This is a genomic window from Micromonospora sp. DT227 (assembly GCF_049841835.1).
GTDB lineage: Bacteria > Actinomycetota > Actinomycetes > Mycobacteriales > Micromonosporaceae > Micromonospora.
On the sequence record NZ_JBNCLA010000001.1, the window covers coordinates 214,603 to 232,005 of the forward strand.

General features: G+C 70.4%; 20 protein-coding genes. 9 read left to right on the forward strand and 11 right to left on the reverse strand.

The features are described from left to right. Window positions 1-253: 253 nt before the first annotated feature. The 3 genes from ACLQ2W_RS01115 (at window position 254) to ACLQ2W_RS01125 (ending at window position 3,202) form a co-directional block, all read left to right on the forward strand. A complete protein-coding gene (locus ACLQ2W_RS01115; protein ID WP_425784890.1) occupies window positions 254-934 on the forward strand; it encodes a prepilin peptidase in 681 nt (226 codons plus the stop codon). A gap of 847 nt (window positions 935-1,781) precedes the next feature. Next, on the forward strand, window positions 1,782-2,393 hold the full coding sequence (locus ACLQ2W_RS01120) for an RNA polymerase sigma factor (RefSeq protein WP_425784891.1): 612 nt from the start codon (window positions 1,782-1,784) through the stop codon (window positions 2,391-2,393). Window positions 2,394-2,407: 14 nt separating this feature from the next. Further along, window positions 2,408-3,202 carry a hypothetical protein gene (locus ACLQ2W_RS01125; RefSeq protein ID WP_425784892.1) on the forward strand — a complete coding sequence of 265 codons (795 nt, stop codon included), beginning with the start codon at window positions 2,408-2,410 and terminating at the stop codon, window positions 3,200-3,202. A 354-nt stretch (window positions 3,203-3,556) separates the two neighbouring features. Here ACLQ2W_RS01125 and ACLQ2W_RS01130 read toward each other — a convergent pair whose 3' ends face one another. The 3 genes from ACLQ2W_RS01130 to ACLQ2W_RS01140 form a co-directional block, all read right to left on the reverse strand. Further along, a complete protein-coding gene (locus ACLQ2W_RS01130; RefSeq protein WP_425784893.1) occupies window positions 3,557-4,015 on the reverse strand; it encodes a hypothetical protein in 459 nt (152 codons plus the stop codon). Between the two features lie 188 nt (window positions 4,016-4,203). Further along, window positions 4,204-4,482, reverse strand: coding sequence for a hypothetical protein (locus ACLQ2W_RS01135; RefSeq protein WP_425785983.1), 279 nt, complete (start codon window positions 4,480-4,482; stop codon window positions 4,204-4,206). Window positions 4,483-4,536: 54 nt separating this feature from the next. Further along, the gene (locus tag ACLQ2W_RS01140) at window positions 4,537-4,737 is read right to left on the reverse strand and encodes a hypothetical protein (protein ID WP_425784894.1); all 201 of its coding nucleotides are present in this window, start codon (window positions 4,735-4,737) and stop codon (window positions 4,537-4,539) included. Between the two features lie 202 nt (window positions 4,738-4,939). On the opposite strand from ACLQ2W_RS01140, the gene ACLQ2W_RS01145 reads away from it, so the two are divergent. Next, window positions 4,940-5,896 carry a DUF5954 family protein gene (locus ACLQ2W_RS01145; RefSeq protein WP_425784895.1) on the forward strand — a complete coding sequence of 319 codons (957 nt, stop codon included), beginning with the start codon at window positions 4,940-4,942 and terminating at the stop codon, window positions 5,894-5,896. Between the two features lie 143 nt (window positions 5,897-6,039). On the opposite strand, the gene ACLQ2W_RS01150 is transcribed toward ACLQ2W_RS01145, so the two are convergent. Next, window positions 6,040-6,477 (reverse strand): hypothetical protein, encoded by a 438-nt coding sequence (locus ACLQ2W_RS01150; protein ID WP_425784896.1) that lies wholly within the window; start codon window positions 6,475-6,477, stop codon window positions 6,040-6,042. A 535-nt stretch (window positions 6,478-7,012) separates the two neighbouring features. Between ACLQ2W_RS01150 and ACLQ2W_RS01155 the strand changes: the two genes are divergently transcribed. The 4 genes from ACLQ2W_RS01155 (at window position 7,013) to ACLQ2W_RS01170 (ending at window position 9,922) form a co-directional block, all read left to right on the forward strand. Beyond that, window positions 7,013-7,306 (forward strand): hypothetical protein, encoded by a 294-nt coding sequence (locus ACLQ2W_RS01155; protein ID WP_425784897.1) that lies wholly within the window; start codon window positions 7,013-7,015, stop codon window positions 7,304-7,306. Window positions 7,307-7,477: 171 nt separating this feature from the next. Then, window positions 7,478-8,005, forward strand: coding sequence for a MarR family transcriptional regulator (locus ACLQ2W_RS01160; RefSeq protein ID WP_425784898.1), 528 nt, complete (start codon window positions 7,478-7,480; stop codon window positions 8,003-8,005). Beyond that, a complete protein-coding gene (locus ACLQ2W_RS01165) occupies window positions 8,002-9,324 on the forward strand; it encodes an APC family permease (RefSeq protein WP_425784899.1) in 1,323 nt (440 codons plus the stop codon). Before ACLQ2W_RS01160 ends, ACLQ2W_RS01165 begins: the two co-directional genes overlap by 4 nt. Before the next feature lie 220 nt (window positions 9,325-9,544). After that, entirely contained in the window at window positions 9,545-9,922 is a 378-nt protein-coding gene (locus ACLQ2W_RS01170) for a hypothetical protein (RefSeq protein ID WP_425784900.1), read from the forward strand. 46 nt (window positions 9,923-9,968) lie between these two features. Here the strand turns inward: ACLQ2W_RS01170 and ACLQ2W_RS01175 are convergent, their stop codons facing one another. Next, window positions 9,969-10,349, reverse strand: a complete 381-nt coding sequence (locus tag ACLQ2W_RS01175) for a hypothetical protein (RefSeq protein ID WP_425784901.1) — start codon at window positions 10,347-10,349, stop codon at window positions 9,969-9,971. A gap of 321 nt (window positions 10,350-10,670) precedes the next feature. Here ACLQ2W_RS01175 and ACLQ2W_RS01180 point away from each other — a divergent pair, with 321 nt between their 5' ends. After that, window positions 10,671-11,168, forward strand: coding sequence for a hypothetical protein (locus tag ACLQ2W_RS01180; protein WP_425784902.1), 498 nt, complete (start codon window positions 10,671-10,673; stop codon window positions 11,166-11,168). Between the two features lie 231 nt (window positions 11,169-11,399). On the opposite strand, the gene ACLQ2W_RS01185 is transcribed toward ACLQ2W_RS01180, so the two are convergent. From ACLQ2W_RS01185 to ACLQ2W_RS01210, 6 genes are all read right to left on the reverse strand, one after another. After that, window positions 11,400-11,864, reverse strand: a complete 465-nt coding sequence (locus ACLQ2W_RS01185; RefSeq protein ID WP_425784903.1) for a hypothetical protein — start codon at window positions 11,862-11,864, stop codon at window positions 11,400-11,402. A 95-nt stretch (window positions 11,865-11,959) separates the two neighbouring features. Continuing rightward, window positions 11,960-13,075 (reverse strand): nitric oxide synthase oxygenase, encoded by a 1,116-nt coding sequence (locus tag ACLQ2W_RS01190; protein ID WP_425784904.1) that lies wholly within the window; start codon window positions 13,073-13,075, stop codon window positions 11,960-11,962. Then, window positions 13,072-14,307, reverse strand: coding sequence for a tryptophan 2,3-dioxygenase family protein (locus tag ACLQ2W_RS01195; protein ID WP_425784905.1), 1,236 nt, complete (start codon window positions 14,305-14,307; stop codon window positions 13,072-13,074). The genes ACLQ2W_RS01190 and ACLQ2W_RS01195 overlap by 4 nt, the downstream gene beginning before the upstream one ends. Further along, window positions 14,304-15,353, reverse strand: coding sequence for an aminotransferase class V-fold PLP-dependent enzyme (locus tag ACLQ2W_RS01200; RefSeq protein WP_425784906.1), 1,050 nt, complete (start codon window positions 15,351-15,353; stop codon window positions 14,304-14,306). The genes ACLQ2W_RS01195 and ACLQ2W_RS01200 overlap by 4 nt, the downstream gene beginning before the upstream one ends. A gap of 119 nt (window positions 15,354-15,472) precedes the next feature. Continuing rightward, window positions 15,473-16,195, reverse strand: coding sequence for a tryptophan 2,3-dioxygenase family protein (locus ACLQ2W_RS01205; protein WP_425784907.1), 723 nt, complete (start codon window positions 16,193-16,195; stop codon window positions 15,473-15,475). A gap of 55 nt (window positions 16,196-16,250) precedes the next feature. After that, entirely contained in the window at window positions 16,251-16,877 is a 627-nt protein-coding gene (locus ACLQ2W_RS01210) for a hypothetical protein (protein WP_425784908.1), read from the reverse strand. Between the last annotated feature and the right edge of the window lie 526 nt (window positions 16,878-17,403).

The window sequence follows — 17,403 nt, forward strand, 5'->3', positions numbered from 1 at the left end:
ACTCGCTTGAGCTAAGCACGAAGCACCCTCAGACGTCAACCACACTTAGATAGCAGCCAACTATGGTTGATCGCATGGTGTGGTCCCATCGCTTCGCGGCGCGCCAGCGGATGACAGCGCTCGTCGTTTGCGTCAGACGGCGTGCCGGTGGCCCGTGGACGACGAGGGAGCAGGCACAGCGAATCCTGACGTCGCGAAGGTCCCCCCGTGGCCGGTGCCACCGGACGGTTGCCAGCGACGCCGGAGGGCTGTGATGAACCCGGTGATTCGCTACAGCGCGCTGTGCGGGGCGCTGGCGTCGCTGACCCTGCCGTACGCCTATGCCCGAGTCATGGGCACGCTGGGCGCCGGGTGGCTCGGCCCGCGCGGGTGCATGGGTGGACCGTGCAGATGGTGGCGATGGTGGTCGCCGCTGGCGTGCGCTGCGGGCGCCGCCGCCTCAGCCGGAATCGCCCAATTGACGGGCGCCCGGCCCGGCGGGCCGCTGTTGGTCGCCGGTTGGCTGGTCGTGCTATACGCGGGCGCCTTGCTGTGCATGGTGGATGTCGCCGTACAACGGCTGCCGACACCGGTGATCGGCGCGGCGGCGCTCGCGCTCATGCTCGTCCTCGTTGGCCACTGCCTCACGACAGGTCAGGCACAAACACTCATTCGGGCAGGCTTGGCAGCCGGCGCACTAGGCGGCGGATATCTGCTCGTCGCGGTCCTCGGCGGCGACTCGGTGGGGCTGGGTGATGTCCGCCTGGCTGCGCTACTCGGCGCGGCTCTGGGCGCCCTGGGTTGGCCCACCGTATTCTACGGCGCTTTGCTGCCATATCCGCTGGCCGTCCCCGAGGCCGTCATCCGGCTCGCGCTGCGCCGCTCGCGCGACCTAGCCTTCGGTCCCTACCTTGTGGTCGGAGCCTTCCTCGCGGTCGGTCTTGTTCGCCACTGACCGCCATACTGCCGCAGGCACTGATCGCCGCGACGGCGCGGAGCAGTGTGTCGATCTCTGTTGCGAGCGCTGTCGAGGGCGTTCGGCAGGATGCACCCGCCGCAGGCTTAGCGGGATCGGTGCCTTCTCTTGCAGCACCGACCCCGCCGAACGGGTCAACGCCGGGTGCCGCCGCCCTTGCGCTACCAACTCGCCCCGATGGCGGTCGCGACGATTCCGCCGATAGCGGTGATCGCGGTGCCAGCGACGGACTGAGCCGTGTCGAGAGCGATCCAGAGTATCGACCCCATGCCCGGCCTGGGCCGCGAGCTTCGACCCGTGCATATCATGATCGTCCGGCCCTGCAGGCGTCGGCTGGCCTCCGGACGGTCGCCGCGACCGCCTCACCACGGCATCGCTGAGAAGTCCCATGAACGCTGAGCAGCCAGCCCTCGACCATATGGCAGTCACGCTGAACATCTGGCAATGCACTGGCCCATACGCGAGCCCCTACCACAGGTTCCAACTGGCACTGACCTAAAAATCTTGGACCTGGCGGTTAACGCCAGCCCACTTTTTTCCCTCTACCTATCAGTGCCACGCACCAGCGTGGCCCATCGACTGAAGCGAGGCTCAGTGGAAGTACTGAACTGGGGTGGATTCGCGGCTGCCGCTGTCGCCAGCGTCACCGGCTTGACGGCGCTGTGGATCCGCGTTCGGTGGCGCATGCGACAGGAGAGGGCCCGCGGTGATTCGCTCGTCGCGATCGCCGAGGTCCTGCCCTTCGGTGGACGGCTGCGCGACCAACGCGCCGACGGGTCCTGCATCACCCTGACGGTTCCCGCCACACCCGTCAGCGGGAGCCCTCGTGGATGACAAGACCACTGAGCGGCCCGAGCCATCGGTGCAGAGCCACGGAACCATTTACGGAAACATCGGTCTGACGCCATGCGCACCGACAATCGAACTCACAGCGCTCGACCGGGACCGGATCCGCAACGAGTTCAGTTCCTTCTACGAAGGGTTCATGGCTCGCCTGAGCGCTTGGGTGTACCTGCACGGGTGGGCGTCCGAAGCTGACGCCTACGACATCGCGCAGGAGACGATGCGCCTGGCTTTCGAGAGATGGCCCACGATCGAACACCCGAAAGCCTGGGCGCGCAGGACCGCCTCCCGGCTGTCCGTTCAGCGGCTCGCCAGGGACGAGCTCCTTCCGCTCGAGGACAACGAGGACCGAGTTCCTCGCAAGGTGGATGCGTGCGAGTTCGCCGCCTCGGACACTCTGCACGACTTCCGGGCGGCGTTGCAGCAACTGCCGCCGCGCCAACGCCAGCTGCTGCTGTGGGCATCCGAGGAGTACGAGCCGGCCGAGATCGCCAAAGAGCTGAAGATGACGCCGGAGGCGGTGCGAACCAGCCTGTGGAAAGCGAGGCGCCGACTCGCCGAAATCATGCAGACGCAGGACGCGGGCGACCAGTGAGCGAGGGGGCGACCATGAACGACCAAGCCACAGGGACGCCGAAGAGGCACCCCGCCACCACCGACCCGAGGCCGCTGCTGGACTTGATGGGCGGTGAAGACATCGACGCGGCGAGCCGTGCGGCCCTCGACGAGATCGAGCGTCGGTTTGAGGAGACGTGGGACATCAAGGCGGGGCTGCAGGAGATCCTCCTCGCGGAGCACTACCACCGCGCAGTCACAGCCCAGGAAAACAAACTCGATGCCAAGGTCGGGTTGGCGGCGATTGTCGGCCCGGCTCGACCCGGGGCCGACTGGGTAGAGCAGCTCGACCCCGCCGGTGGCGGCGCAGACATCATCGCAACGAACAACGACACCCAAGAGGCGTATCTGGTTGAAATCAAGCGCCACCACCTCCCCACTCCACCCAACACCCTGCAGCAGATCGAGACGGTGGCGCGCAGGATGCTCGCAGTCCTCAATCGCGTCATCGAGAAAGACCGGATGGAGTTCCACGGCACCACCCCGCTCGCCACGGCTTTGTCGATCGCGTACAACTCGGCGAACAGGCTGCGATGCCTCCCAGCCGCCATCGAGGACCGCCTCGTCACTCGCGAACAGGCGGTGCAAGTCGTAGAAAGCGCGGGGAGCGCCTGCGAAGACCTGTGGCACCGGGTGCACGAGCGCACTCTGACTGGGAAGTGGCTTCCGCGAGATCTCGCGGGCTACGAAGAGACGATGCTGCTGCTTTCCCGCGAGGCGTACAGGCTCCGTGTGCCCGTCCAACGCCTGTTCGACCCCTCGGGCGACTTGGTCGACATGCTGCGATGACGGCACCGCAGCAGCCAAGGTCCAGTCTCGGATGCCATGACTATGCCTGCCGCTAGCGAACCGGAACCTCCGTGAATGTCCCGGCACCACGGGCCCCGCTGGCTGCTCGACGTCCGCTTTCCGTCCCGACCACGGCGCTCGAAACAGCGGAACCGCCCACCGGTTCGACTGCCCGCCGGCGGCGGTCAGCCGGTCGTGGTCGACGAGCAGGTTCTCCAGCTCGCCGGTCATTGCTACCCACCCGGGCGGTCGGTGCTCATCGCCTCGGCGCGGGCCAGATCGAGTTGGGCCTTCAGCTGCTCCGGCGCGGGCCTCGGCGCGCTGGGCCGGGTCGACGACGGCCTCGGCGGCGGCCTAGTGCCAGCCCAGCTTCTCCATGGCTCTCATGTGAGCTTGCTCGACATGCCGGGCCCGGTCGGTAGCGGCCTGGGCCACGTCGGCACGGGCGAGCGCGACGGCGAACTGGGTACGCAGGTCGGCCAGCTCCGCGCGGACGGCGTCGCGGTCGGCGGTGGTGGCGGTCAGCTGGGCGTCGAGGCGGGTGATCCGGTCGTGGGCGACATCGGCGCGGGACGTCGCGGTGGCGAGTTGGACGCGCACGTCGGCCAGCTCGCCCTGGGCGTCCTTGAGATCGGCGCGGACGGCCTGGGCGCGTTCGCCGGCGGCGGCCTCGGCGCGGCCCTGGGCCTCGCGGGCGTCGGCGACCTGCAGACATGTGTCGCGCTGCATCCGTTCGGTTTCGATCTCAACGTCGCGGGACCGCCGCTCGGCGACGCGCTGGGCCTCCTTCGCGGCGGCGGGCCGCGGCGTCACCCCCGGCTACGGCTAAGCACGGAGCTTGCCAGCTCGCCGACCTCAGCCCGATCGAGCTGGCCGGATACGCCAGACGGTCGGGCGCGAGCGGGGCCTGTGCCGCGGGAGGCGGGCAGGGGAGCGTCGCCGGCTCGAATGCGCCGGTGAGTTTGAGTCCGGCCCGGCCGGAGTGAGCCGCAGATGCGCGATCAGTGTTGCCGCTTCTTCTGCGTCGCGGTGACGCGGCGCGGGTCTGCCGGCTCAGTCGAACCGCTGCGCTGCTCACGCCACTGGCCGGCGTTGTCGGCGCGCAGAAGACGGTCGATCATGGCGGAGGCGTCGTCGCGGGAGTCGTATGTCCAGCGTAGGACTGTGCCGGTGTCGGTGTCTCCGGCGCGCGCTACGACGGTCCACTGGCTTTCGCGCACGAGCCATATGTCGCGTCGGGTGAGCCGGCCCCAGCTGCCGTTCCACCACCGCTTGACCATCTCCCGCACCCCTAAATCGTACACGTGTTCGAGGAGCTGTCATCAGCGGTTGGGCTACTCGCAGCGGTCGTCGCTGCCGCGGCCATGGGGTTGGCAGCAGTCGGGGCGGTGCCGGTAGACGCGCAAGCTCGGCCCGCCACGCCGGTGGCCGTAGTCGCTGGTGGCTTCGTACAGGCATGCCCGCCAGAGCGCGACGTCGCCGGTCGCCGGTACGACCTGGCCGTCGCCTGGCCCGCCGCGGAGCAGCACGTCCATCCTGCGACGGTATCCAGTCTGCGGCACGTCCATTGCGCTGACGCCCCATCTCACCCGCGGTGGGCGCTGAGCACAGGAGGGCCACGGTCTCCTCAGAGGGTCGCGGCATGGGCTTGGCGCGAGCGGAGGAGGAGGACAAGTTGCCCGTGTGTCCCGCGAGCCTGATCCGCAGGCGACGCGAAGCTGTCACACAATGATCGCTATGAGTGAGCGTGAGGAGTTGGCGCCGGCGGTCGTGGTGCGGGTGCAGCAGCGTACCGACCCGGTCGGCGCGTTGACGGAGGACGACTCGGCCCGTCGTGCTGCCCGGTACCCCACGATCCGTATCGGCGCGCCGCTGTTCGGTCACGCGGTCGCCGATCAGGGTCGGTGGCGGGTTCACGCGGTGGTGGCGGACACGCCGCAGGAGGCGCGGGACACGCTCGCGCACCGGCTGCGGGTCAGGCTCGCGGAGACGGTGCAGCCAGCGGTGGTCGCGGATTTGACCGCGGTGGTGCAGGTGCTGGACCGGGCAAAGGTCGACGAGGTGATGGTGGCGGGGTGCGCGCATCGCATCGTGCGGGTGGACACGTTCGCGCGGTTCGGCGTGGATGGGCCGGAGCCGCCTCGACCGACGGATCGTGACCCTCGAGGGGCCGACGAGCACGACAGTTTCCTCGACGAGGAGATCGTCGCCGATCCGGACGCGGCGACCGGTGTCAGCGAGGCGGTGTTACGGGTGGAGTTGATGACCGCGCACTACCCACGCGGTCAGGTGCCCGCTGACGTGTACGCCGACAGCAAGGCCGCCGTGATCTCGCATCCGCTCGGGGTCGTTCTTCCGCCGCGGTTCGCCGCCGCCGAGTTCGTCGGAGACTCGTGGCGCCCGTACAGCCGGGCGGTGGCCACACCGCAGTTGGCCCGCGACGAGATCGCCTTCGGTCTGCGTCACCTCGAACCGCTCCGGCTGCGCCTGACCGACGCGCAGGCAGGCCTCTATCAGCAGGCCGCCGACGAGCTTGACGCCGAGCCGGTGGACGAGTTGGTCGTGGCCGGACGCCGCTTCCGGGTCACCCGCATCGAGACGCTGCTGCGCCTGTCGCTGGCGGGCCCTGAAGTTCCCCGGGCGTCGGATCCCGATCCGGATCAACCGCCTGCCGCCGACGAGGAACCGGCGTAGCCGAACGCGCCCTGGCGACTGCCCTCGCACGGATCGCCCCGCCACCCATGGTCGGCGCCCCGCGCCGTTGACGACCTCCGACATCGGTAGTCGTCTCCGGTGGCATCGGCACCGCGTCGCGCCGGGGGCGTGAGCGAGCCTCGTTACCGCTGCCGATCCGGCGGCGGTTGATCGTCGGCGTCGCCTCGCGCCGCCTTGTCCACCTGCAGAAATTCGTGGATGACCCGTGCGAGGCTGGCCCGTGAGCGGGGGCTGAGTTCGTCGAAGGACCGGGCCATCACTTTCGCCTGCCGGCTGGCGGTCTCGCCCTCGTCGTCGCCGAGGAGATGACCGGCGGGGACCTTGAAGAACTGGGCGAGGGCGCGCAGGGTCGTGGCCTTGGGATTGATGCGCTCGGAGCGCAGCAGATTGCGGATCCCCTCGGCAGTGATCTTGTGGCCGGAAGCGGTCAGCGCGCGGGCGACCTCGGTCTCGGTGTAGGGCGCTCGGGCTTCGTCGCGCGCGTCGAACAGTGCGCGCAGACGAGTTTGGATCAGTCGTGAGGTGAGGTCCTCGGCCGTCTCACCAGGCTTTTCGCTCACCAGACCTCCCCAACTATGCTTGACTTTCGAACAACTGTGGTTGACGGCATCGTGGTGTCGTGCTTAGCTCGCCGTATCGCTTCATCAACTGCGGTTCGGTTTCGTCGAACTTAAGTTGGTTGCAGCGTAGCGGATCGGGATGCCGTACGCGATAGGCGCCCCGGTGCGCGGGCGACGGCGGTCGGAGGGGGACACGCCGTCGCCGCGAGCGCCGCACTTCGTGCACCCGCCACAGATCGGTGGGAGCCCCGCCCCGGGCCGGCGGCCGTCACCGAGACGCCGCTAGCGCCGCGACGCCTCCGTGTGAGGCGCGGGCCAGGGCGCACGAGACGCGGGCGCTGGCCCGTCGCGCTGTCCTTCACCCCCGTGAGGACGCGCGGCGGGCGGGACCTGGCCGGCGAAGCGACGCCTTCGCCGGCCAGGGTCCCCGTTTCCCCCGCAGCCCGCGGCTGCCCCCGAGCCGACCGCCTCACGGCGGTGCGGCCGGTCGTTGCCGCGACCCGACCGACAGCGCACCCCTAAGGAGCCGACGGCGATGGAGCAACGACCCAGCGACGCGGAGCACGACTCGCATCAGCCGCCTACCGCCGCGCCGCCGCCCAACCCGTCGCCGCCGCCCGGGCCGCCTACGAGCGAGACCGCGCCGCACCCGGCCGTCGAGTCGGTGCTGCGGGACCTCGGCGGGAACGTCGAGGCCCTCGTCGCCGTCTCGGCGTCCACTGGGTCCACGTCGCCGCGAGCGGCGCTGGTGGATGTTCACCACCGACTCCGACGGCTCGCCTGGCTAGTCAACGCCGCCCTCGCCACCACCTTCGGCGACCAGCGGTAACCGGAGCCCAACCCGCCTCAACTCGACGAACAGGAGGTCTGTCTTGCACGAGGACCAGTCGTACCCACACCGCGCACGAGCGCCACGGCAGCCGCCGCCGGCCGACCGGCGCGGGGGACGCCGCCGGGATCGGCAGACGGTGCGGCGGCCCCGCCGGGGCAGGTGGTCGCGGTGAGCGCGTCGACCCGCCGACCGACCGATCGGATCTACCGGCCCCAGGTGCGACGCCGCCCCGCCCGCCCCGCCGGACTCGACCCGGTGACGCAGCTGTGCCGCACCGCCCAGGCGGTGCGCACGCAGTTGGAACGGGTCGTGCTGCACGAGGTGGACCTGACCTGGACGAGCTACGACGTGCTCCTTCTCGTCTGCGCCCGCCGGGTGATCGAACCTCCCCACATCGCCCGCCTCGCCGGCGTCGCGCGATCGACGGCCACCGCCGCCCTCGCCACCCTGACCGACCGCGCCTTAGTGGTGCGGGAGATGCACGAGCACGACCACCGCAGGATCGTGGTGCAGCCGACCCCGGCCGGCGCCGCACTCGCGGACATGCTGCGCCGCGACATCGACGCCCGGCTCGCGCAGATGTTCGCCGCCGCCGGCATGCCCCGCCACGACGACTTCGCCGACGCCCTCGCCGCCCTGGCCCGACAGACCACCGCCACCAGCAGCGGCCCTGCAAGCTTCGGGACACGCCGGTGAGCGGCGGGATCGGCACCGCTCGCGGCGTCGCCCTGAGCGTCGGCGCCGTCCTCGGCCCCGGCGTCCTGGTGCTGCCGGCGATAGCGGTACGGGCCGCCGGCCCCGCATCGCTGGTGGCATGGGCGGCGCTGCTGTGCGTGTCCGCGCTGATCGCGACGTCTTTTGCCACCCTCGGCGCCCGCTACCCCGACGCCGGCGGCGTCGCCACGTTCACCCACCACGCCTTCGGCGCCCACGCCGCCGCCGTCGTCGGCGCCTGGCTCTACGCCGCCGTCCCCGCCGGAGTCGTCGCCGGCGGCATCGCCGGCGCCCGCTACGTCACCGCCGCGCTCGACGCCCCCACCTCGGCAACCGGCCCGGTCGCCGTGGCGCTGCTCGGCACCATCTACGGAGCGAACCTCGTCGGGCTGCGACTGTCGGCGCGACTGCAACTCGCCCTCACCGCCGTGCTGATCGCCACGCTGGCCGCAGTGCTCACCGCCGCCGGCCCGCACGTGGACCCGCAGCGGATCACCCCGTTCGCGCCACACGGCATCGCCGGCGTCGGCAGCGCGCTCGCCGTGCTGTTCACCGCCATCTGCGGCTGGGAAGCCACCGCTAACCTCTCCGCCGACTACACCCACCCCACCCACATCCGGCGGGTAGCACGCGCGAGCCTGACCGTCGTCGCCGTGCTCTACACCGGCTTGGCCGTCTGCACCGTCGGGGTCCTCGGCGACGACGCCGCCAACAGCCCCGTGCCGCTGATGGGGCTGATCGCCCCCACCAACCAGCCATGGGCCGCAACCCTCGTCGCCGCGGCGGCGGTGTTGTTCACCGCAGCCGCCAGCATCACCTTCGTCGCCGCCGCCGCCCGCGCCGGCTTGGCCCTGGCCCGCCACCGCGTCCTACCCGCCGCTCTCGCCGTGACCGGACACGACGCCGAACCCCGACGCAGCGCCCTCGTCCAAGCCGCCGCCGCCACCACCATCACGATCGCCGCCGCGGCAGCGCCGCATACCGTCACCGTCGAAGCGCTCATGCGGGTGTTCGCCGCGCTGCTCGCCTGCGTCACCCTCGCCGGGCTCCTCGCGGCGGCGCGCCTACTGCCTCGGCGCCGCCAACGCGCCAGCGCCGTGGTCGCGGCGCTGGCCGTAGCGGTCGTCGCCGCTCTCAGCACGACCTACCTGATGGCCCCCGCCGCCGTTGCCTCCGCCGTGCTCGCCCGCCGCCGTACTCCATCGAACCCGCAACCACGCGGTGACTCGTCCAGCTCGCCCTGCGACAGGCGCGACACCCTCAAGCAGGACCCACTGACAGCGCTCGGCAGGATCCGATGACCACCCGGCCCGCGGTGAGCGCCGCGCGTCCGCCGCAGCACAGCTTCGGCGACCCCGGCCAACGGGCGCGCTGACCGGATCGGCCGCCTCCCGCGTCAGCCACCTCCACATGGCCGCCACCTCCCGCCCCGAAGTCGGAGGCGGGTCCGCGCCACGACCTTCACAAAACGCCACTCACCCGCCACGACACGACGATTGACCTCGGCAGAAGGAGGACCTGATGGTAAGCGGGCCTTATCCGCTGGAGCTTCGCCGGCGCGCGGTACACGCGGTGCTGAACACCCGCGATCAGTACCCATCGGAGTGGCAGGCCATCCTCGCCAACTCCGAACGCTTCGGCATCCGAACGGCCGAAACACTGCGCACATGGGTCCGCAAGGCCGAAGCTGACGGCGAGCACGACGCAGCCGAAGCCACCGCCACTCCCAGCACCGTTGAGGGCAACGTCGGACCAGGCGCAGCGCCTGCAGCACCGCAGCCCTCCGACATTGACCGGCTCAACGGGGAGAACGCGGAACTGCGCTGCACAATCGGCAGGCTAGCAGCGGTGGTTGCTCTGCTCGCCGACGAGTTGAACCGACAGATCCCCGACGTTTGACGGTGCCGCTACCTGGCCTCGCGGCGAGGATTCAGGCCAGATCTCGTCACGGCCGTCTGTCTTCCACGTGCACGACACGAAGCTCACGGCCGTCGAGGTCTCGCTTTCCCCGCCCATACAAACCCACGGCCAGGTCGTCACCCTCGACAACCTCGTCGGGCGTTACGTAGGTCAGCACGTCGTTGTGGTGGCCGTAGACCACCCACCCAGGGCCAGGGTCGAGAGTCAGGGTCCCGAAGTCCCCAGCCGGTGAGCCGACGTGCACGGGACCGTACTCGCGCAGGACATCGATGGCCTCAACGGCGAGATCGACCCCAGGCCGAGGATCCGGAAGGACGACGCACGTGCCGTGGGCGAACACGACCCACGACTTACCATCACCTCGAATGATGCGACGCCACGTCGCCGCCAGCTCATGCTCAGACATGACGGTGATCATCGTCGACTCGGGGCGCGTGGCACATCCGACAGACAGCGGACAGCACGGACGCCATCATGCTCGTACCGCTAACCTTTGGCTTTGCTCCTGCTTTTCCGCAAGGCCATGGTGGGCTGCCGCGCTGATCGCGCTGGCCGCCCGGGGGTGCTTGTCGTCCCGCTGATTGTGCGCCGGCGTACCGCCTAGCGGACCCAGCGTGGCCTGCGGGCCCAGGCGAGACCTGTCGGTCTACCGGCACGGTATTGCCCTGCGTTGCTCAGCCCTCAGGGCACTACACTCGCGGCCACCCTGCCTTGCGAGGAGCACATCGTGTCCCGAGTTCCGCTGCTGGCCGTTCTGCTCGCCGCGACCCTAGCCGTGGCCGGCTGCGGCCACCGGGCCGCCGCCGAGCCCGCCGATCCGTTGCCTGACGCCCGGGTCGTCCTGGACGCCATGGCTGCCAGCGGCCTGCCTCTGACCCACCTCGCCACGACGACCGCCGACACCGACCCCAACGCCGTGTTGGGCACTGCTGGCGCTTATGTGTCCCGAGCTGCCGCCGACGTCCCGCAGGGGGACCCGAACGCCGTCGCGCAGTGCGTGCAACGTGGCCTCGTCATCGAAGTGTGGGCCACCGACCACGAGGTCACCGACCGCGTCGCGAGCCTCGACATGGCGCTGATGCTGGGCGAACTGCCCGTGGAGCACCACTTCCGCCCAGACGATAAGCGAATCCTCGTCCGCCTCACCGGCAAAGTGCCCGACAGCGAAGCCGAACGGTACGACGAAGTCGTCGCGAATCTCGACGGCGGCCCGTCACGAGCGTAGACGCGTCACGCGTCTGCGATGGGCACGCCCTTGCTAGATGCCGCAGTCCCCTGCTTGCCGTCAGTGGCGCAGCGGGGCCGGCGGGCGCTGGTGAGGGGCGGGTGGGTTGCTGCTGTTCGCGGGGGTGGCTGCAGGCAGTCGCGGCGTCTGCGAAGGCGCGGGAGCGGGGCGCCGGGTCGTACGTGATCTGCCGCGGCGCCCCGCTCCCGTGTGGTGTGGTGTGCCTGGTGGCTACCAGTCGCCGACGGCGGTGAAGCCGTAGTAGCGGCCGAGGTCGATGCGGATCCAGATGTAGAACTTGGTGCCATCTTTGACGTTGGTGGCGAGGTTGCGCCATTGGCCAGTGGGCACGTGGGTCCAGTAGTTGCAGGTGGCGCGTCCGTAGAAGTTGACGCAGGCGTCGAAGAGGCCCCAGTCGTCGCCGTCGCCGAGGTTGCGGATCTGGATGTCGCTGCACTGGCTGGTGGTGCGGTAGTAGGCGGGGTACTTCGGGTAGCTGATGACGTCGGGGCCGTCGTACATCATGAACGGGTCGGCGGCGGACAGTTTCGCGCTGTAGGGCGAGGAGCGGCAGCCGGCGGCGTGTGCCGGCGCGGCGACGGCGGATCCGGCGGTGACGACGAGCGCGGCGACCGTCGCCGCGCCCAGGCGCGTTGCCCACTGTTGGGACCGTACGGTGCTGATTCCTGGTGGCATGGGTCCTCCTGGTGGTGCGGTTGGGTGGGACGTCAGCGGCCGAGGGGGACAGCGGCCTGCTGACGCGGTGAGGGGTTTATGCCCGAGGTTGCGTGCTACCCGGCGGTGGTGGCGTGCGGGTCTGGCCGCAGAGCCGGGGTGGGTTGGCTGGTGTCGTAGTAGCGGTTCCAGGACGGGTCCTGGGGTGTCATGGGGTAGGAGTTCAGCCAGCTCCAGTCGCCGGTGACGGTTCTGCCGGCGATCTTCTCGCGGACGGTGAAGCGGGCGAAGGCGCGGCTTTCGCGGTGGTGGTCGGTGATGGACACGCCGGCGTCCTCGTAGCTGTGCAGGACTGCTTCGTGCAGGGTGAGCAGGGCTTTGTCGGCGCGTAGCCGGTCGTGTTCGGGCAGGTCGAGGCCGTCGATGACGGCGGGGAGTTGGTGGTAGCGGTCGGGGTCGGCGAGGTTGCGGGTGGCGATTTCGCTGGCCATGAAGGCGCCGGAGAACGGGGCGGGGAACCGCAGTCCGCCGAGGTGCAGGGTCATGTTGCTGATGACCGGCACGGCGGGCCAGCGCAGCGCGAGGTCTTCCAGCCACCGGTGGTGGGGGTGGTGGATGGGCACCTGGCGGATGCGGGTGTGATCGGGGAGCAGCAGGTGCGGGCGGTCGTCGGCGGTGGCGGCGATCCAGGGCAGCAGGTCGAAGGCGCCGCGGTGGGTGGGACCGGGCCAGCCGAGGCTGACGGCCATGGCGGTCAGGGTCAGGTTGGCGCGGTCGCCGATGATCCCGCCGTCGGTGTGCCAGGCCGCGTAGCGGGCGAGCTGCGGACTGATGATGCGCAGCGGGGCTGGCGCGGTGGCGGTGGCGGGTGCCAGGACGGTGAGCACCGGGCGGACCCGCCCGCCGACCATGGCGGCGTCGAGGTGGCCGGTCAGTTCCTGCCGTAGCGTGGGCAGGGTGGTGGTGTCGCGGCGGTCGCGGACGGTCAGGTGCGACCAGCGGGCCCGGCCGATGCAGCGGCCGGCGTTGCGCCAGGCGACCCGCGCGGCGTAGGTCAACTCGTCGAGGGTCGGGTGCCAGCTTCCGGTGTCGGCGACCTCAGCGCGGACGTGACGCCAGCGTAAGTCGAGTTCGGGTGCACCTGTCTCGTGGTGGAACTGGCGCAGGAACTGGTGCGCCTGCTGGCCCAGCGCCTCGGCGGCGGCGTGATGGGACACCGCGGTGGTGCTCATCGGGCGATGGCCATGAGGCGGGGCGTGGTGGGGTCGCCGATGACGGTGGTGTCGCGGGTGCCCAGCAGGTAGGGGGTGCCGGGGGTGGCGCCGGTGCCGGGGGTTTCTGTGCCGAGCATGCGGACGGCGAGGCGGTAGTGGGTGCGCCGCCACTGGAACACGGCGGCGGTGAAGGCGCGGATGCCGTCGGCGAGCGTCGGGCATTCGGTCAGGATGTCGCGGTCGGCGCTGATGGCGCGCAGCGCGTCGTCGAGGCTGAGCTGCCCGGCGCGGATCCGGGCGCGGACGTCGGGCACGGACAGGTATGCCGTGGAGCGTAGGCGTTTCGGATCGGGGGTGCGGCACAGTGACTCGACGAGTTTGTAGGCGCGGGACTGGATGGCGCTGGCGCCGTCGGTGTGCGTCCGGAAGAGGTGGAACGCCTGCGGCTGCATCGTGGCGAGCATCGACCACAGGGGCGCGGTCTCGTGCAGCAGCCGGGCGGCGGAGGTGAGTCGGACACCGGCGGTGGACAGCTGGTCCTCGCTGGCGGCGGTGACGGCGGCGGTGAGGTCGACGGCGAGCAGGCCGAGGGTGACCTCGAAGGCTTGCAGGGTGCGCAGGAACAGCCGTTCGTCGTGCACGCTCGACACGGGCAGCAGGGTGGTGCGCAGCATCAGCCGTTCCGCTTCGGTGCGGTCGATGCAGGTCATGGTGACCAGCCGGCGGGCCACCGCGATCGGGTCGGTGACCTCGCGCAAGGGGAGGCTGAGTCGGTGCAGGGCAGGACTCGCGGCGCGCATCGCGTGCCGCAGCCGTTTGGCCACCAGCGGCCCCGGCGGACGGAGGCGGCCCATCGGCGCGCCGGGCCGGTCGAGGGCCCGTAGTTCGAAGGCGGACAGGTCAGCCAGCAGCAGCACGTGCAGCCGGTCACGGTGAGCGAGCAGCCGCTGCGACGCGTCGACGTCGCGGTCGGGGTCGGCGATGGGCAGCAGCCGAAGGCCCAGGTAGGTGCGGTAGTCGAAACGGTCATCGGTCTTGTCGAGCGCGACGTCGAGGAACGCGGTCAGCTGCTCAGGGGCACCTTCGACGCTGGGTAGCCGCTCCCGGGTGCGCCGCAGCAGGGTCGTCCACTCGTGCGGCACAAAGGGCTTGCCGTAATGCTGGTAGGCGTCAACGACCCGGTCGTAGGGGAAACGCCGCGCGGCGGGGGTGCGGTGGGCCAGCCAGTCCTGCAACGGTGCGGGGTTCATCGGATCCCTCCTGATCTGCGGTGGTGGTGGCGCCGGTAGGTGGCGACGGCGTCGCAGACGACGTCGATGTCCTCGTCGGTGCTGTAGGCGTGCACGGCCAGGCGCAGCACACCGGCGCGCGGGGCGGTGATCACACCGCGCTCGGCGAGCCATCCCGCCAGGATCTCGGCCTGCGGATCGACCAGCGCCAAGTGCGCGCCCTGCGCGTCAGGCGCGGCGGCGACCCGCACGACCTCGCCGAACGCGCCCAGGCGCCGCGCGGCCTCGCTGACCAGCCGTTGGGTGTGCCGGCGGACCTCATCGAGGTCGAGGCCGTTGACCAGCCGCAGGCCCGCGACCGCGGCGTACACCGACGCCACGCACGGAGTGCCGGTCTCGTAGCGGCGGGCCTGCGACGGCCAGTCCAGGACGGTCGCGCGCAGCGCGCGCGGGTCCGCGCGGCCGAGCCAACCCGTCAGCGCCGGCGCCGGCCCGTCGGGGTGACGGATGTACAGAAACGCCACACCCGGCAGCCCCATCAGGTACTTCCCGGCGCCGGCCACGAGGTAGTCACAGCCCAGAGTGTCGACGTGCAGCGGCATAACCCCGGCAGCCTGATAGGCGTCGACGAACACCCGCGCGCCGACGTCATGCGCGGCCCGGGCGATGCAAGCGACGTCCAGACCGGTCGAGTCGCGGTAGGTCACCGCCGGCACCGACACCAACCCGGTACGGGCGGTGATCAACGGCAGGAAATCCCCGGTCCGCACCGCCGCGCCGGGTGGGCCGGTCCACCGCACGCGCACGGTGGGCTGGTTGAGCCAGGTGTGCGCGACGCCGGGGAACTCCGCCGGCGTGGCCACCACGTCGCGGCGTCGCCTCCACCGCCGCCGCGACACCGCTTGATACGCCGCGACACTGGCGTTGGGTAGCACCGCGACCTGCTCGACGTCAGCGCCGACCAGCGCCGCGAACAGCGCCCGCGCCCGCTCGACCTGGTCCTCGCACTCGCGCCAGAAACCGGGCCCGGACAGGTCCCGCATCAGCCACGACAGCGCCTGCTCCATATCCACACTGCGAGGAGCGACACTGCAAACCGCGAGGTGCGTGTGCGCCGCGGTCGTGGTGACCAGCCTCTGCCGTACCGCGAGCAGGGACGGCGCAGCATCGCGCAGAACCGGCGCGCTCAACGGGGATCCTCGCCCGGGCACAAGCTTGCCGAGCCGGCGCGGGTGATCGCCGTCCGCGCCTCCCACAAAGTCGGGAACCTGCGGTGGCTGATCAGCGCCGGGAGACTGTCGACCGGGGTGCCTCGGGTGCCGCGCACCTCGTGACCGATGACCCGGGTGGCGACGCTGTAATGCTCGGTGCGCCACAACGCGATCCGCTCGTCGAGCTCGACCAACGCCTCCGCCAGCCGATACAACGGATCCGACGGCTGACCCCGATACACGTCGACCACCGTCACCCGCAACGACGACAACAGCCGGCTGTAGGCGATGTCCAACTCCGTCGTCGCCGAGCGCAACAACCGCCAACCCGGCGACTCGAACCCCGACCCGCTACCCAACACACCGCGGATGACCGCGAAGTGCGCCGGCGGCAGCGACCGCAGGATCCGCAGATGCTCAGTGATCAACCGCAGCGCCTCCGCCGCCCGATCCACCAGCAACTCCGCCGCACCCGGCTGCCCCGCCCCCAGATGCGCCAACGCCCGACACAGATGCGAACGCGTCAACTTCAACCACAACTCCGTGCTCTGATGCACGATCTGGAACAACAATTCATCCGGGTGCACCCACTGCCCCGGCTCCCGCTGCAGTCGCAGCAGCTCATCGGTACGCATGTACCGGGCGTAATCCGTAGCGTCGCGCCCCGGCAACACCGCGGGCAGCGAAGACGTAACCATGACAAAAACCTCCTTATGAGGAAAGGGTCGCGGGAAAAGCGAGAGGTCCGAAACGTCAGACCCGCAGCGCATCCAGCGCGGAGGACGCCGTGTCGCGCAGCGCCACAGCCACCGCATCAGGCAAGCGACCACCCGGACGCAACGCGGCGGCGGTAACCGTCAGGTAGACATTCGCGTCATACGTCGCCACCGTCACCCCGGCCACAGGGTCGACGCAGAAGTACGCGGCGGCGCCCAACCCCGAAAGGTCACTCACCTGCAGGTCGGCTCCCTGCGCTTGGCGCAGCCCCTCGAACATGACGCGGCCGGACCCCGCACCGCCGATGTCCGCGCGGACCGTCACCACCACCCCGCTCGGCAGCCGTCCCACCGTCACCACGCACGACGTCCCCGCGAACCGACCCGAGCCTGCGGACACGTCGCGCTGATCACCGGTTAGCCCGACCAGCCTCCCGACCTCCCGCAGGTCAAGACGGGCGCAGAGACCGCCCGCCGCCCGATACGACGGGACCGGCGGCGTAACCGCTGGCACGCTGATCGACCGGTCCGATGACGCCCGCCCCGCGTCCCGCGCGTCGGTGCCTTCCCGCATCGAGGCGCACCCCGAACTCAAGACGCCACCTCCACCAAAGGCCAGCAGCGCCAGCAGGAGCGATTGGCACAACCGCTTGACGTTCGACATCGAAGCACCTACCTGGATGCGGGAAATCAACCCGACAGGCAGGTGCGCGGCGGGCCGAGACCGATGGATTCGCTCACTGATGCGTCTGCATCAGCTCCGGCACCTAATTGAGCATTGCGCCGTCAGGCATGTCGATGATTGCTGCCGGCGTCGGCAGCAATTCCGTGGCCATCGCCAGCCACGAAGGTTCCATCCGGTGAAGCGCGCAGGCATGAAGGACAGCGTCTGACCAGGCACGCAGCGTGCCGTTCAGCGACTCGGGCTCACGGGGACGCAGCCGTGAGATCTCATGCGCCCCACGGCTGCTCGCTGGGAGGCGTGGCAGCCACTCGACAGAGTTCGAGTGGCACAGGGTTACCCCAGCGCGGGCGTCTTGGCGCAGTAGGCGAGGCTGGCGGACGGGCGAGTGTCATGTGCTCCATCGACGTAGATCGATCACTCAGCGTACCCTTAAATCGGCTAAACCGACGCGGAGCGGATCCAGGCGCTGCCACCAACCAGAACCAGCGACGCGCATGCGACGCGC